This is a genomic window from Comamonas sp. SY3, assembly GCF_041730275.1.
In the GTDB taxonomy this organism is placed as follows: domain Bacteria; phylum Pseudomonadota; class Gammaproteobacteria; order Burkholderiales; family Burkholderiaceae_C; genus Comamonas; species Comamonas sediminis.
Map to the genome: position 1 here is coordinate 1 of NZ_JBGTYN010000006.1, position 14793 is coordinate 14793.

The 14793-nt window shown below is 65.6% G+C and carries 12 protein-coding genes and 1 pseudogene; 5 read left to right on the forward strand and 8 right to left on the reverse strand.

The window, feature by feature from the left end; translation table 11 throughout:
• From ACCQ08_RS09605 to ACCQ08_RS09635, 7 genes and pseudogenes are all read right to left on the reverse strand, one after another.
• A pseudogene (locus tag ACCQ08_RS09605) lies at positions 1–385 on the reverse strand (electron transfer flavoprotein subunit beta/FixA family protein); the annotation flags it as partial.
• A gap of 68 nt (positions 386–453) precedes the next feature.
• A complete protein-coding gene (locus ACCQ08_RS09610) occupies positions 454–1680 on the reverse strand; it encodes a CaiB/BaiF CoA-transferase family protein (RefSeq protein WP_239810911.1) in 1227 nt (408 codons plus the stop codon).
• Positions 1681–1751: 71 nt separating this feature from the next.
• Positions 1752–2561, reverse strand: a complete 810-nt coding sequence (locus ACCQ08_RS09615; RefSeq protein ID WP_373449638.1) for an oxepin-CoA hydrolase, alternative type — start codon at positions 2559–2561, stop codon at positions 1752–1754.
• Positions 2561–3718 (reverse strand): acyl-CoA dehydrogenase family protein, encoded by a 1158-nt coding sequence (locus ACCQ08_RS09620; RefSeq protein WP_373449639.1) that lies wholly within the window; start codon positions 3716–3718, stop codon positions 2561–2563. The genes ACCQ08_RS09615 and ACCQ08_RS09620 overlap by 1 nt, the downstream gene beginning before the upstream one ends.
• An 11-nt stretch (positions 3719–3729) precedes the next feature.
• The gene (locus ACCQ08_RS09625) at positions 3730–4926 is read right to left on the reverse strand and encodes an acyl-CoA dehydrogenase family protein (RefSeq protein ID WP_373449640.1); all 1197 of its coding nucleotides are present in this window, start codon (positions 4924–4926) and stop codon (positions 3730–3732) included.
• A gap of 9 nt (positions 4927–4935) precedes the next feature.
• Positions 4936–6132: an acetyl-CoA C-acyltransferase gene (locus ACCQ08_RS09630; protein ID WP_133858690.1), complete on the reverse strand. Its 1197-nt coding sequence runs from the start codon at positions 6130–6132 to the stop codon at positions 4936–4938.
• A 147-nt stretch (positions 6133–6279) separates the two neighbouring features.
• Positions 6280–8400 (reverse strand): 3-hydroxyacyl-CoA dehydrogenase NAD-binding domain-containing protein, encoded by a 2121-nt coding sequence (locus ACCQ08_RS09635; protein ID WP_313335642.1) that lies wholly within the window; start codon positions 8398–8400, stop codon positions 6280–6282.
• 121 nt (positions 8401–8521) lie between these two features.
• On the opposite strand from ACCQ08_RS09635, the gene ACCQ08_RS09640 reads away from it, so the two are divergent.
• From ACCQ08_RS09640 to ACCQ08_RS09660, 5 genes are all read left to right on the forward strand, one after another.
• Complete coding sequence (locus ACCQ08_RS09640; RefSeq protein WP_373449641.1) at positions 8522–9433, forward strand: LysR family transcriptional regulator; 912 nt, start codon at positions 8522–8524, stop codon at positions 9431–9433.
• Between the two features lie 182 nt (positions 9434–9615).
• The gene (locus tag ACCQ08_RS09645) at positions 9616–10053 is read left to right on the forward strand and encodes a tripartite tricarboxylate transporter TctB family protein (protein WP_312416151.1); all 438 of its coding nucleotides are present in this window, start codon (positions 9616–9618) and stop codon (positions 10051–10053) included.
• Positions 10054–10077: 24 nt separating this feature from the next.
• Positions 10078–11622 carry a tripartite tricarboxylate transporter permease gene (locus ACCQ08_RS09650; protein WP_313335636.1) on the forward strand — a complete coding sequence of 515 codons (1545 nt, stop codon included), beginning with the start codon at positions 10078–10080 and terminating at the stop codon, positions 11620–11622.
• A gap of 91 nt (positions 11623–11713) precedes the next feature.
• On the forward strand, positions 11714–12415 hold the full coding sequence (locus ACCQ08_RS09655) for a response regulator transcription factor (RefSeq protein ID WP_312833642.1): 702 nt from the start codon (positions 11714–11716) through the stop codon (positions 12413–12415).
• Positions 12412–13851 (forward strand): sensor histidine kinase, encoded by a 1440-nt coding sequence (locus tag ACCQ08_RS09660; RefSeq protein ID WP_373449642.1) that lies wholly within the window; start codon positions 12412–12414, stop codon positions 13849–13851. Before ACCQ08_RS09655 ends, ACCQ08_RS09660 begins: the two co-directional genes overlap by 4 nt.
• Here the strand turns inward: ACCQ08_RS09660 and ACCQ08_RS09665 are convergent.
• Positions 13814–14725 (reverse strand): bestrophin family protein, encoded by a 912-nt coding sequence (locus tag ACCQ08_RS09665; RefSeq protein WP_373449643.1) that lies wholly within the window; start codon positions 14723–14725, stop codon positions 13814–13816. The genes ACCQ08_RS09660 and ACCQ08_RS09665 overlap by 38 nt on opposite strands.
• Between the last annotated feature and the right edge of the window lie 68 nt (positions 14726–14793).

Here is a 14793-nt window from a genome sequence, read left to right on the forward strand (position 1 = left end):
GGCCGGTCTGGTTGGCGTCGTCGTCAATGGCTTGCTTGCCGCAGATCACGAGGCCGGGCTGCTCCTTGTCGACCAGCGCCTTCAGCAGCTTGGCCACGGCCAGCGGCTGCAGCTCTTCGGCGGTTTCGACCAGGATGGCGCGGTCGGCTCCAATGGCCATCGCCGTGCGCAGGGTCTCCTGGCACTGGGTGACACCGCAGCTGACGGCGATGATCTCGGTCACGACGCCCTTTTCCTTCAATCGCACGGCCTCTTCCACCGCGATTTCATCAAAGGGGTTCATCGACATCTTCACATTCGCAATGTCCACACCCGAGCCATCGCTCTTGACGCGCACCTTGACGTTGTAGTCCACCACGCGTTTGACGGGTACCAGTACTTTCATAGTCTCAGCTTTCTAACAATAAACTCTGGGCCCGCTGCGGCGTCGTTCGCCACGGGCGGGCCTCGGTATCAATCGGGCAAGGTCAGCACACCTTGCGCCTGGAGCGACTGCAATTGCGAATCACTCAAACGCAGCAGATTTTGCAGCACTTCGCGTGTACCCTCACCGAGTGTGGGTGGCGCGCGGCGAATCGGCAGGCGCTCACCATCCATGCGGATGGGCGGCGCCAGCACGGCCGTCTGGCCGGCCACCGGGTGGGGCATGTTCTGCACCAGACCGGCTTGCTGCACGCGCTCGGAGGTCAGCGCCTCATGCAGGCCCAGCACCTCGCCGCAAGGCACACCACAGGCATTGAGCCGCTCGATCAGCAGCGCACGCGGGAAGCTGCGGATCGTCTCGATCATCAGCGGCAGCAGCAGCTTGCGGTCCTTGGCGCGCTCCACATTGGTGGCGTACTTGGGGTTGTCGGCCAGGTCGGGGCGCTCGATCACATCGCGGCAGAAGCGCTCGAACTGCGCGTTGTTGCCCACCGCAATGATCAGCGGGCCATCGGCCGCCTCGAACATGCCGTAGGGCACGATCGACGGATGGGCATTGCCAAAGCGCTCGGGGTCCTTGCCCATGAACAGCGCATCGAGCCCGTAGTAGCCGGTGATGCTGACGCCGTTGTCGAACAGCGCCATGTCGATCTTGCGGCCCTGGCCCGTGCGCTCGCGGGCAAACAGCGCGGCCAGCACCGCCTGGGCGGCGCTCATGCCGGTCATCAGGTCAACGACGGCGACGCCAAACTTCAGCGGCGGCTGCGATGCCTCGCCGTTCATCGCCATCAAGCCGGCCTCGCCCTGCACCAGGATGTCGTAGCCCGGGCGGGCGGCTTCATCGGTGTCGGTGGCATAGCCCGTCACGCTGCAGTAGATCAGGTCCTGCTTCAAGGCCTTCAGCGCCTCGTAGCCCAGGCCCAGCTTGTCGGCGCCGCCATGCTTGAAGTTGTGGATCACCACATCGAACTGCGGCAGCAACTCCAGGATCAGCGCCAGCCCTTCGGGCTTTTGCAGATCGACGGTGATGGACCGCTTGTTGCGGTTCATGCTGTTGTAGTAGGTGGTCTCGGTCTTGCCAATGCGCAGGCCCCAGTCGCGGGTGTCGTCACCGCGCTTGGGGTGCTCCACCTTGATCACCTCGGCGCCCAGGTCGCCCAGCACCTGGCCGCACAAGGGGCCGGCAAAAACACGGGACAGGTCCAGCACCTTGACACCCGCCAGCGGCAGGGCCGTGGCTTTCTCTTCCTCACGCATACTTGTCTCCTTGGATCACCTGGCCGGCCAGCTTGCAGGGCCGGCCCCGGTGCCATTTTTCTCAGTCCCTGTCAGCGGCGCAGCTGCAGGTAGTTGGCGGGGCGCTTTTCCAAAAACGCGGCAATGCCCTCGGCCGATTCCGGTGTGGCCTGCGCCTGCACCATCAGCTCGGCTTCCATGTCCAGCTGCTGCTCCAGGCTGTTGTCATAGGCCGCGCGGCACAGCGACTTGATGCTGGCCATGGCCTGCAACGGCCCATCGGCCAGCTGCGCGGCCAATGCGATGGCCTGGGCCAGTGCATCGCCCGGCTCGGCCAGGCGGTTGACCAGGCCCAGTTGCTGCATGCGCTCGCCGCTCACCCGGTCGCCGGTCAGGCACAACTCGGTCAGCAGCTGGCGCGACAGGTGCTCGGCCAGAAAGGCCGTGGCGCCACCGTCGGGCGACAGCCCCACCTTCACATAGGCGACCGAGAACGCGGCATTGCGCGCTGCCACCAACATGTCGCAGGCCAAGGCCAGCGACAGGCCGGCACCGGCCGCTGCGCCCTCCACCGCCGCCACCACGGGCTTGGGGCAGTCGCGCAGCGCACGCACCAGGTCATGCAGGCCTTCGAGCAGCTCACGGCGCTTTTCCGGCGGCTGGTCGCGGCGCGTCGCAATGCGGCGCAGGTCGCCACCGGAGCAGAAATGCCCACCCGCCCCGGTGAGCACAATCGCGCCCACGGCCGGGTCGGTTGCTGCGTCTTGGAGCGCTGCTGTCAGGCCCAGGTAGAACTCGGGCGACAGCGCATTGCGCGCCGCCTCGTTGTTGTTGGTCAGCACCAGCACGCCGCCTTCGCGGCGCGCCAGCAGCGCGGGGTTTGCGTTGCTGGCGGCCGTCATCAGGCGGCCTTGGCTGCAGCGCGTTCCCGGGCCTGCAGCGCCATGTAGCGCGCCAGGTGGTGGTCCATGTCGCCCAATTGGTGGTCGATCATGATGATGCGCTTGGCGTAATGCGCCAGCGGCAGCTCCCAGGTCACGCCGATACCGCCATGCATCTGGATCGCCTCTTCGGCCATCAGGGTGCCAATCTGGCCCACGCTGTACTTGGCCGCCGACAGCGCTTTTTCACGTTCGACGTAGTCGGGGTTGTCGATGGCCGCTGCCGCGTTGATGACGGCAGAGCGCGCCTGCTCGGCTTCGAGCAGCAGATCGGCCATGCGGTGCTGCAGTGCCTGAAAGCTGCCGATCGGCACGCCAAACTGCTTGCGGGTGCGCAGGTACTCCAGGGTGTGGTTCTTGGCCACATCCATCGCGCCCAGCGATTCGGCCGCCAACGCCAGCAGGCCAAAGCCGCTGATGCGTTCGAGCAGCGCATGGCCTTCGCCCTGCTTGCCCAGCAAGGCATCGGCACCGACCTTGACGTTGGCCAGCACCAGCTCGGCGGCATGGCCGCCATCGATGCGGCCATAGCCCCGGCTGCTGATGCCGGCGGCATCGCCCGGCACCAGGAACAGCGAGATGCCGGCCTCATCGCCCACGGCGCCTGCCGTGCGGGCAGAGACCAGCAGCAGCTGCGCCTGGTCGCCAAACAGCACCACGGCCTTGCTGCCGTTCAGCACCCAGCCATCGCCCTCGGCTTGGGCGGTGGTCGCCACGCGGTTGAGCTCATAGTGGTTGGCCGGCTCGTCATGCGCCAGCGCGGCAATCGTCTCGCCGCCGATGATGCCTTCGAGCTGCGCCTTTTGCACATCACTGCCGGCCTCGGTCAGCGCACGGCCCACCAGCAAGGCGCCCAGCAGCGGCTCTGCCACCAGGTGCGTGCCCAGTGCCTCGAACACCACGCTGATATCGACACCATCGCCGCCAAAGCCGCCATCGGCCTCCTTGAACAGCGCGCCAATCGCGCCCAGTTCGGCCAGCTTGGCATAGGTCTCGGCGCTGAAGCCCTGGGCGCCATAGGCGGCCTTGTTGCGGTACTCGGTGCTGTACTGCTCGCTCAGGTAGCGGCCCAGCGCGTCCGCCAGCATGCGGCGGTCTTCATCCAGTTGAAAATCCATAAAAATTCTCCTTACAAGCCGAGGATCATCTTGGAGATGATGTTGCGCTGGATCTCGTTCGAGCCGCCGAAGATCGACAGCTTGCGGTAGTTGAAATAGGCCGCAGCGGCCGTGGCCGCCTCCTTGGGGCCCACCGGCTCGTCGGCGTATTCGGCAAACTGGGCCTCTTCGATGAACGGCAGCGCATAGGGGCCCATCGCGCGGCGGATCAGTGACAGCAGCTCCTGGCGGATGACGGTGCCCTTGATCTTGAGCATCGAGCTCTCGGCCCCCGGCACACCGCCGCCCGCGACCGACGCGATCACGCGCAGGTTGGTGGTGGCCATGTTCAGCAGCTCGATCTCGACCTTGGCCATGCGGGTGGCAAACTGCGGGTCTTCGATCAGCGGCTTGCCGTTGCGCTGCACGCGCTGGGCGATGACCTTGAGCTTTTCCAGCCCGGCCATCGAGAAGCCCACGCCGGCGATGCCGGTGCGTTCATAGGTCAGCAGGTACTTGGCATAGGTCCAGCCCTTGTTCTCCTCGCCCACCAGGTTTTCCAGCGGCACCTTCACATCGGTCAGAAAGACTTCGTTGACTTCCTTGTCGCCGTCCAGGGTGCGGATGGGGCGCACTTCGACGCCGGGCTGGTTCATGTCGATCAGCACAAAGCTGATGCCCTGCTGCGACTTCACCTCTTTGTTGGTGCGCACCAGACAGAACATCATGTTGGCATGCTGGCCCTGGGTGGTCCAGGTCTTCTGGCCGTTGACGATGTAGTGGTCGCCGTTGCGCACGGCCGTGGTCTTGAGCGAGGCCAAATCGGAGCCGGCGCCCGGCTCGGAGTAACCCTGGCACCACCAGTCATCGCCATTGAGGATGCGCGGCAGCCAGTGGCTCTTCTGCGCCTCGTTGCCGTACTTGATCAGCACCGGGCCGAGCATCGACAGACCAAAAGGCACCAGGCGCGGGCCACCGGCCAGGGCGCACTCGTCGTCAAAAATGAACTTTTGCACCGGCGACCAGCCGGTGCCGCCAAATTCCTGCGGCCAGTGGTAGGCCAGCCAGCCTTTCTTGTTCAGGATGGCATGCCAGTTTTCCTGGTCAAAGCGCGTCAGGCGCTGGCCAGCCTTGACCTTGGCGGCCAGTTCCTGGGGCAGATTGTCTTTCAGAAACGCACGTACTTCGGCGCGGAAGGCTTCTTCTTCGGGGCTGAATTGCAAATCCATCGCAGTTCCTTAAAAAATCTCAAATAGGCCAGCGGCACCCATGCCGCCGCCCACACACATGGTCACCACGCCCCACTTCACCTTCTCGCCCCGGGCCTTGCGGCGCTGGCCTTCGAGCAGGATGTGGCCGGTCAGGCGCGCGCCGGTCATGCCAAAGGGGTGGCCGATGGAGATCGCGCCGCCGTTGACGTTGAGGCGGTCCATCGGAATGCCCAGCTTGCGCTGGCAGTACAGCGCCTGCGACGCAAAGGCCTCGTTCAGCTCCCAGAGGTCGATGTCCTGCACCGTCAGGCCGTGGCGCGCCAGCAGCTTGGGCACGGCAAACACCGGGCCAATGCCCATTTCATCGGGCTCGCAACCGGCAATCGCCAGACCGCGGAAGGCGCCCAGTGGCGTCAGGCCGAGCTTGGCCGCTTCCTTGGCTTCCATCAGCACGCAGGCGGCCGAGCCATCGGACAGCTGCGAGGCATTGCCAGCGGTGACGAAGTTGCCCGCGCCCTTGACCGGTTCGAGCTTGGCCAGTCCTTCGAGCGTGGTCGAGGGGCGGTTGCAGTTGTCCATGGTCGCGGTAACGTCCTTGTAGCTGACCTCACCGGTTTCCTTGTTCTTCTCGGCCATGCGCGTGGCGCAGGGCACGATCTCGTTGTCGAAGGTGCCATTGGCCTGCGCCGCAGCGGTGCGCTGCTGGCTTTGCAGCGAGAAGGCATCCTGGTCCTCTCGGCTGATGCCGTATCGCTTGGCCACCACATCGGCGGTGTCGATCATGGCCATGAACAGGTCGGGCTTGTGCTCCACCAGCCAGGGATCGGCATCCGAGGGGTTGGTGTTGCTCGAGCGGATCAGCGAGATGCTCTCGACACCACCAGCTACCATCGCCGGTGCACCATCGACAATGATGCGGCCGGCCGCAAACGCAATCGCCTGCAGGCCCGAGGCGCAGAAGCGGTTGACCACGGTGCCACCCACGCTGATGGGCAGACCGGCACGCACAGCTGCCTGGCGGCCGATATTGCGGCCGGTCGTCCCTTCGGGGTAGCCGCAGCCCAGCACTACGTCTTCGATCAGCGCCGGATCGATGCCGGCGCGCTGCACCGCTGCGCTGATGGAAAAGGCCGCCAGCTGCGCACCGGGCGTGACATTGAACTCTCCACGGTGGGATTTGGCCAGCGGCGTACGCGCTGTCGAAACGATGACGGCTTCACGCATGCATGTCTCCTTGGGTCTGAGCGACCGTTGATTGTGATTTTTGGGGCCGGCCGCGCTTGTCACCCAAGCGCTAACCGCCATTTTTGATCATGCAACCCGGGCTTCGCCTGCATGGAAGCCATGGGTTGTCTCAAGCCTGACTCTGCGTCAGGCTGCCTTGTTCAGGCTCTCGAAGTTCTCGCCTTTTTCGACCAGCTCCACCAAGAGCGGCGATGGCGTCCAGAACAGCGCGTCTTCCTTCGCGAACTCGCGGATGTCGGCCAGGATCTTGTCCAGGCCTACCATGTCGGCCCACTTCATCGGGCCGCCCCGGAAGCGCGGGAAGCCGTAGCCGTAGAGGAAGGTGACATCCACATCCAGCGGACGCAGCGCAATGCCTTCGCGCACCACATTGGCGCCTTCATTGACCATTGCGGCCATGTAGCGGCGCATGATCTCGGCATTGCTGAAGCTGCGCGGCGTCACGCCAGCGCGCTGGCGCTCGGCATCCACAATCGCCAGCACTTCGGGGTCTTGCTCGCCCACGCGTGCGCCTTGCGGGTACAGGTAGTAGCCGCGCTGGGTCTTCTGGCCGAACCAGCCCTTTTCGGCAATGCGGTCGGCAATCTGCACATAGCGGGCCTTGGGGTCGCGCGTGGCGGCCTTGCGCTTGCGCGTGGCCCAGCCAATGTCGCCACCGGCCAGGTCGGCGACCTGGAAGGGGCCCATCGGGTAGCCAAACTCGCGCACCGCCTCATCGATCTGGTAGGGCGAGGCACCGTCTTCGAGCAGGTAATTGGCGGCCTCGCGGTATACGGCCAGAATGCGGTTGCCGATAAAGCCATCGCAGACACCGGCGCGCACGGGCACCTTCTTCATGCGGCGGGCCAGCTCGAAGGCAGTGGCCACCACATCGGCGCTCACCTTGGCGGGCACCACGATCTCCAGCAGCTTCATGATATTGGCGGGGCTGAAGAAGTGCAGGCCGATGACGTCCTGCGGGCGCGAGATGCTCGCGGCAATCGCATCGATATCCAGGTAGGAGGTGTTGGTAGCAATCACGGCGCCGGGCTTGCAGACCTTGTCCAGCTCGGCAAACACGGCCTTCTTCACACCCATCTCTTCAAACACGGCCTCGATCACCAGGTCCACCTGGGCGAGCGCGGCGTAGTCGGTGCTGCCGCTGTAGCGCGCCATGATGGCGGCCTTTTTCTCGGCCGTCATGCGGCCCTTGGCGATCAGGCCGTCGTAGACCTTTTCCACATTGGCGCGGCCCCGGGCGATGGATTCCTCATCGCGCTCGACCATCACCACCGGCAGGCCCGCATCCAGCGCCGCCACGGTGATGCCGGCACCCATGGTGCCACCGCCGACCACGCCGATGCTGTTCAGCGCGCGCGGTGCGGCGGCCTTGGCTTCGGGGATCTTGGCGGTTTCACGCTCGGCAAAGAAGGCATGGATCAAGCCGGCGCGCTGCGGGCTCTCCAGGCACTGCACAAACAGCTTGCGCTCGTTTTGCATGCCTTGCTCGAACGGCAGGTCCAGCGCGCCCTGCACGCATTCGATGATCTTGCCGGGCGAGAACAGGCCCCGGCTTTTCTTGGCCGATTCGGCCTTGGCGGCATCGAGTTCGGCCTGCGACGCGGCCTTGTCGGCCAGCGCCGTGGCTTCGCGGGTGCGGCGCACCGGCGCGTTCTGCGCCAGCAGTGCATTGGCATAGGCCAGGCCCGCCGTGCGGGCATCACTGCCTGCGGGCTCGACCTTGTCGACCAGGCCCATGGCCAGCGCTTCTTCGGCACTGGCGTGGCGGCCCGAGAGCATCAGATCCAGCGCGGCCTTGACGCCGATCAGGCGCGGCGTGCGCTGCGTGCCACCGGCGCCGGGCAGCAGGCCCAGTTGCACCTCGGGCAGGCCCAGCTTCGCGCCGGAGACGGCCAGGCGGTAGTGGCAGGACAGCGCCACTTCCAGACCACCGCCCAGCGCCGGGCCATGGATCGCGGCCACGACGATCTTGTCGCTGTTTTCCAGCTGCACGAGCACATCGGGCAGGCTGGGCGGCATCGCGGGCTTGCCGAACTCACGGATATCGGCACCGGCAATAAAGGCCTTGCCACTGCCCACCAGCAAGATGGCCTCGACCTGCGCATCGCTACGCGCCTGGGCCACGGCATCGGCCAGACCTTGCCGCACGGCCTGGCTCAATGCGTTGACGGGGGGATTCTGGATCGTGACGACCAACACCTGCCCTTCGCGGGCAATGTTCACCACAGCGGCGTTCTCAGCGCTCATGCATGTCTCCTGGTAGATCAATCGAAAGCTTGTTTCGAACCATTGTCAGTGCAACTAGGCTTATTTGACAATCACATAGAGGATTGACAGACTGTCAAAGGAATTTAGACAATCGCATCCCATGGACCACAACGCCCTCACCTTGCTGGTGGAAATCATCGATTCCGGCAACCTCAGCCGCGCCGCCGCCAAGCTCAAGATGAGCCGCGCCAATGTCAGCTACCACCTGGCCCAGTTGGAGAAATCGGTGGGCGTGCAGCTGGTGCGCCGCACCACGCGCCGGGTCGAACCGACCGAGGTGGGCCTGCGCCTGTATGAGCATGGCCGCAGCATCCGCAACGAGCTGGCCGCCGCCAGCGAAACCATCCGCAGCCTGGGCAAGGGCCTGCAGGGCCGGGTCGGGCTGGCAGTGCCCAGCGGCTATGGCCAGCTGGTGATGAGCGACTGGCTGATCTCCTTCAAGCGCCTCTACCCGGACATCGTGCTGGATGTGATCTTCGAGAACCGGGTCGACAACCTGGTGCGCGACGAAGTGGACATCGCGGTGCGTGTGCTGCCTACGCCGCCCGACAACCTGGTGGCCCGCCACATGGGGGAGATGAACTATGTCGCCTGCGCCAGCATCGACTACGCGGGCCAGAACATGCTGCCCCAGCAGCCCGAGGACCTGCGCCATGTGCCGCTGATCACCAGTGGCGTGGTCGGCAAGCAGCTGCTGGTGCGTGCCTACCAGGGCGATGTGCGCAAGGAGATCCGGCTGGAGCCCAGCCTCATTTCCGAGCATTTTCCATTCCTGCGCCAGGGCATCATGGCCGGCCTGGGCGTGGGCATCGTGCCGGACTATGTGATCCGCGCCGAGGTCGAGCGCGGCGAGGTCGTCACCACCTTGCGCGACTGGCGCCTGAGCATTTTCGGCAACCATATGTACCTGCTGTGGATGCCCAACCGCCACCAGACCAAGGCGGTGCGCACGATGATCAGCTTCCTGCTGGAGCAATCACAAAAGGCTGGCAGCTTGCCTGCGCTGGGTTGAACAGCGCTGCGCCCCTTCATTCGCATTCCAACGCCGAGTCGCCCGCAGCACGCCTGCCGGCGCGGCTTGCGCCCTGCAATCAGGTTCCCGTCAGGTAAGCGCCCTTAAGGTGGCGGCGCCTGCGTGCGTGCCCATCCTGGCCCAGATGCGCGCAGGCATGGAACCACACAGGATTGAACCGAATGAAAATGACAAGAGACATCCATGACATCGTCGGCGGCCTGCTGATGTCAGCAGCAGGCCTGTTCTTTGCGCTGTATGGGCGCGAATACAACTTTGGCAGTGCAGACCGCATGGGGCCGGGCTACTTCCCGGTGGTGCTGGGCTGGCTGCTGTTTGGCCTGGGCCTGCTGCTGGCGGTACCGGCCTGGTGGCGCCAGGGCAGCCCCATCGTGCTGCAGTGGGGCAACCTGTTCTGGTCCGTGGCCAGCCTGCTGGCCTTTGCACTGCTGCTCTACCCGCTGGGCGTGGCTCTGGCGGCACTGGCCGCCAGCCTGGTCGCACTGATCGCCACCAAGATGCGCCTGCGCACGCGCCTGCTGGTCAGCCTGGCCGTGGCTGCGCTGACCACGGTCATCTTTCCCATTGGTCTGCGCATGACCCTGCCCATCTGGCCCTGAGCCCGGCACTGACAAAGGATCTCTATGGATTTGCTTGGAAACCTCTGGATGGGCCTCAATGTGGTGGCCGATCCCTCAACGCTCTGGTACTGCTTCCTGGGCGTATTTTTGGGCACCGTCGTCGGCGTGCTGCCCGGCATCGGCGCGCTGGCCGCCATCTCGCTGCTGCTGCCCTTTACCTACCATATGTCGCCCACGGCGGCCATCATCATGCTGGCCGGCGTCTACTACGGCGCGCAGTACGGCGGCTCCACCGCCTCCATCTTGCTGAACCTGCCGGGCTCACCGTCATCGGCGGTGACCTGTCTGGACGGCTACCCGATGGCGCGCAAAGGCAAGGCCGGGGTGGCGCTCTTTGTCACCACGATTGCCTCGCTGGTCGGCGCCATGTCGGGCCTGATCCTGCTGGTGCTGTTCTCGCCGGCGATCTCCAAGATCGGCCTGCAGTTCGGCCCCACCGAGTTCTTCTCGATGATGCTGCTGGGCCTGGTCGCCGCCTCGTCGATGAGCGCCGGCTCGGCCACCAAGGGCCTGTGCATGGTGGTGTTCGGCCTGCTGCTGGGCATGATCGGCACCGATGTGAATTCGGGCGTCGCGCGCTACTCGTTCGACATCCCCGAGCTGATGGACGGCATCAACCTGGTGGCGCTGGCAATGGGCCTGTTCGGGGTGGCCGAGGTGATCCGCTGCATCAACCTGGCCGATGCCAACCAGAAGCCCGACAAGGTCACCTTGCGCTCGATGGTGCCCGAGCGCCAGGAGTTCCGCGACACGATCAAGCCGATGCTGCGTGGCTCGGCGCTGGGCTCTTTCCTCGGTGCGCTGCCGGGCGTAGGCCCGTCGATCGCGTCCTTCATGTCCTACGCGATTGAAAAGCGCGTGGCCAAGGACCCGAGCCGCTTTGGCCATGGCGCCATCGAAGGCATCACCGCGCCCGAGTCGGCGAACAATGCCGCTGCGCAAACCGCCTTTGTGCCCTCGCTGTCCATCGGTATTCCGGGTGACGCGGTGATGGCCGTGATGCTGGGCGCGCTGATCATCCACGGTATCCAGCCCGGCCCGATGCTGATGACCGAGCAGCCCCAGCTGTTCTGGGGGCTGATCGTCAGTTTTGCGATCGGCAATATTTTCCTGGTGATTCTGAACCTGCCCACCATCGGGCTGTGGGTTGCGCTGCTGCGCATTCCCTTTGCCTGGATGTACCCGGCGATCCTGGTGTTTGTCGCGCTCGGCGTCTACAGCGTCAACAACAACCTGTTCGACATCTACATGGTGGCCGTGCTCGGCGTCATCGGCTATGTGCTGATGGTGCTGCGCTTTGAGGCCGCGCCGCTGCTGCTGGGCTACATCCTGGGACCGATGCTCGAAGAGAACCTGCGCCGTGCGATGCTGCTGTCGCGTGGCGATGCGTCGGTGTTCTTCAACCGGCCGATCAGCGCTTCGTTGCTGGCGCTGACCGGTGCGATCCTGCTCTGGGCCATCTGGTCGGGCGTGCGCAAATCGCGCAAGGAAGCCCGCGCTTTTGCCGTTGCGCAAGAGAACGCGGCACCCGCTACCGCTGCGTCTTAACCCTGTTGCACTCCAGTGCGCCTGTTCTCGCCACCCGGCCTGAACAGGCTTTTTTCTGGCGGCTGTGTTGTGCTTTTGCTAGGCTTGGGCCATGCGAATTCTTGTGATTGAAGACGATGCCGTGCTGCGCGATGTGGTGGTCAGCAGCCTGCGCGATGCGGGCCACCATGTGGACCAGGCGGCCGACCTGGGTGCGGCAGAGCACTGGTGGCGGGTGCAGCGCTTTGATGCCATCCTGCTCGACCTGAACCTGCCCTGCAGCGCCGTGCGCGGCAGTGCGATGGGCAGCGGCCTGGCACTGCTGCAGCAGGCGCGCAGGCGGGGCGACAACACCCCAGTGCTGGTGCTCACCGCCCGCAACCAGACCCCCGACCGCATTGCCGGCCTGGACAGCGGCGCCGACGACTACCTGGGCAAGCCCTTTGCGCTGGCCGAGGTGGAAGCCCGGTTGCGCGCGCTGGTGCGCCGCGCCATTGGCACGCAGGATGTATCGACCGTGGGCCAGCTCAGCCTGGAGCGCAACAACCGGCGCTTTCGCATCGGCATGCAGCCGCTGGATCTGCCGGCGCGCGAATTCGAAGTGCTGTGGGAGCTGATGAGCCCGCCCGGCCGCGCAGTGAGCAAGCGCAGCCTGTCGGACAAGCTCTCGGGCTATGACGACGCGCTGGGCGACAACGCGCTCGAAGCCTTTATCTCGCGGCTGCGCAAGAAGCTGCAGCACAGTGGCGCGGCGATCCGCACCCTGCGCGGCATTGGCTACCTGATCGAGGCCGACAGCGGCGATGCCGCATGAGCGCCGCCACTACCACCACCACCCGCCCCGGCCCGCTGCCCTCGCTGCGCATGCGCGTGCTGCGCCATGTGCGCGGGCCGCTGGTGTGGACCTGGTTGCTGGGCACCGTGTTCATGATGGCGCTGGCCAACCATTTCACCCAAAGCGCATTCGACCGCGCGCTGCTCGACGATGCCTATGCGATTGCCTCGCACCTGCGCGCCGATGACGAGGGCAAGGTGGCCCTGCAGCTGACCGACAGCGAGCTCAAGGCCGCCCTCTTCGACCAGGCCGAGTATGTGTACTACGCCGTCTACCGCAGCGATGGCAGCCAGCTGGCCGGTGAGCCGCTGCCGCTGCTGCCCTGGGACGAGAGCGAGCCGGTGAGCTACCGCGAAACCCTCTACAACGGCCAGCTGGTGCGGGCAGTGGCACTGCGCAGCGCCGTAGGCGAGCAGCAGCTCAGCATCGTGATGATGCACACCACGCGGGTGCGAGACAGCCTGATCCAGCACCTGTTCCTCTATGCCGCGATCCCGCAGCTGACGCTGCTGGTGCTGCTGCTGTGGTGGCTGCACCACCGCATCGGCCAGGACATGGCACCGCTGGCCGCGCTGCAAAGATCGCTGTCGCGGCGCGATGCGCAGGATCTGGCGCCGATCCCGCCCAGCGCGCCGGCGACCACGCGCGAGATCGAGCAACTGCACCAGACCACCAATGCGCTGCTCGCCCGCATTGCCGATAACGTCGAGGCCCAGCGCGAGTTTGCCGGCAATGTGGCGCATGAGGTGCGCACGCCGCTGGCCGGCATCAAGGCGCTGGCCGACTATGGCCTGGGCCATGCCGACCCTGCGGTGCAGCAGCAGCAACTGCAGCGCATCTCCGACAGCGTGGCGCGTGCCAGCCACCTGGTGGACCAGTTGCTGCTATTGGCGCTGAGCGACGAGGCCAGCGCCGTGCAACTGGCGCCGGTGGCCGCTGCCGAGCAGGTGCAGCAGGCGGTGCTGCGCCACTGGGATGCCGCCAGCCGCGCCCGGATCGACCTGGGTGCCGAGGGCCTGGACACGGCCGAGGCCGAGCAGCTGCGCATCGCCGCCGATGCCAACCTGCTCGCCGCCATGCTCGACAACCTGATCCTCAACGCGCTGCGCTATGGCGGCCAGTCGGTCACCGTGGCCCTGCAGGCCGCTGACGATGGCCGCAGCGTGGTGCTGGCCGTCATCGACGACGGCCCGGGCATGAGCGAGGCGCAATGCGAGGCCGCGATGCAGCGCTGGCAGCAAGGGCCCAGCGGCCAGTCCCTGGGCCAGGGCGCCGGCCTGGGCCTGGCGATTGTGGCCAGGCTGGCGCATCTACAGCAGGCGCAGTTTCAGCTGTCGCCGCGCTCAGAGGGCTCAGGATTGGGCGCCAGCCTGGTGTTCAGTGCAGTACAAAATCACGAACCTGGGGGGCCTTAGCCAGCGGCGCCTCGCCCAGCATCTCCATCACCGAGGACTCAATGCCGTAGACCATCGCATCGAGCGCCAGGTCATTGGCCTCCATGCCAAAGGGATGTTCCAGCTCGGCGCCCAGCGCCTCCAGCGCGAAGAAGGTGTAGGCGACAAAGCAGACGATCACCGGCGTCATCGTGCCGATGGAGTCCAGCAGGCCAAAGGGCAGCAAAAAGCAGTAGATATAGATGCTGCGGTGCAGGATCACCGAATAGGTGAACGGAATGGGCGTGCTGGCGATGCGCTCGCAGCCGCCCAGCGCACTGCCCAGCCGCGCCAGTGCCTGCTCGAACACGGGCACCACGGCCGGCGCAATATGGCCTTGCAGGCACTGCGTGCCGACCCAGCGCTGTACCAGCAGCAGTGCGACGGCCGCCGGATAGCGCGCCTGGCTGATCTGCTGCACCTCGCCCTGGGGCAGGAACAGCGCCAGATCCGCACGCGCATCGCTGCCGCGCAGCTGGTGCTTGAGCGCATAGGCAAAGGCGCACAGGCGCAGCACCAGCATGCGCGCCTGTGCGCGGTCCTGGGTCAACGTCAGCGCCTGGGCCGCCAGATGCCGGCTCTCGACCAGCAACACGCCCCAGAGTGTGCGCGCCTCCCAGAAGCGCGCATACGAGGTGCTGTTGCGGAAGCCCAGAAAGATCGCCAGGGTCAGGCCGATCAGCGAAAAAGGCACAAAGTTCAGCGGCACTTTCCAGCTCAGGATGGAGCCGTGCAGCATTGTGGCCACCACCGCGAGGATGGTGATGAGGACCAGCTGCGGCGTGATCGCCGGCAGGATGGAGCCACGCCACACAAACAGCATGCGCAGCCAATGCAAGGGTGGACGGACGATCATGGCCGGTATTGTGCGGCCAGGGGTATATCCGACGGGCTTGCTGGCCTCGCGATGCCAGCGTGCCGGAG

What these genes read in the sequence shown, in the direction of transcription:
- ACCQ08_RS09610 (WP_239810911.1), bottom strand. Translation starts at nt 1,680, where the DNA reads ATGCGTGAGGAAGAGAAAGCCACGGCCCTGCCGCTGGCGGGTGTCAAG.
- ACCQ08_RS09615 (WP_373449638.1), bottom strand. Translation starts at nt 2,561, where the DNA reads ATGACGGCCGCCAGCAACGCAAACCCCGCGCTGCTGGCGCGCCGCGAA.
- ACCQ08_RS09620 (WP_373449639.1), bottom strand. Translation starts at nt 3,718, where the DNA reads ATGGATTTTCAACTGGATGAAGACCGCCGCATGCTGGCGGACGCGCTG.
- ACCQ08_RS09625 (WP_373449640.1), bottom strand. Translation starts at nt 4,926, where the DNA reads ATGGATTTGCAATTCAGCCCCGAAGAAGAAGCCTTCCGCGCCGAAGTA.
- ACCQ08_RS09630 (WP_133858690.1), bottom strand. Translation starts at nt 6,132, where the DNA reads ATGCGTGAAGCCGTCATCGTTTCGACAGCGCGTACGCCGCTGGCCAAA.
- ACCQ08_RS09635 (WP_313335642.1), bottom strand. Translation starts at nt 8,400, where the DNA reads ATGAGCGCTGAGAACGCCGCTGTGGTGAACATTGCCCGCGAAGGGCAG.
- ACCQ08_RS09640 (WP_373449641.1), top strand. Translation starts at nt 8,522, where the DNA reads ATGGACCACAACGCCCTCACCTTGCTGGTGGAAATCATCGATTCCGGC.
- ACCQ08_RS09645 (WP_312416151.1), top strand. Translation starts at nt 9,616, where the DNA reads ATGAAAATGACAAGAGACATCCATGACATCGTCGGCGGCCTGCTGATG.
- ACCQ08_RS09650 (WP_313335636.1), top strand. Translation starts at nt 10,078, where the DNA reads ATGGATTTGCTTGGAAACCTCTGGATGGGCCTCAATGTGGTGGCCGAT.
- ACCQ08_RS09655 (WP_312833642.1), top strand. Translation starts at nt 11,714, where the DNA reads ATGCGAATTCTTGTGATTGAAGACGATGCCGTGCTGCGCGATGTGGTG.
- ACCQ08_RS09660 (WP_373449642.1), top strand. Translation starts at nt 12,412, where the DNA reads ATGAGCGCCGCCACTACCACCACCACCCGCCCCGGCCCGCTGCCCTCG.
- ACCQ08_RS09665 (WP_373449643.1), bottom strand. Translation starts at nt 14,725, where the DNA reads ATGATCGTCCGTCCACCCTTGCATTGGCTGCGCATGCTGTTTGTGTGG.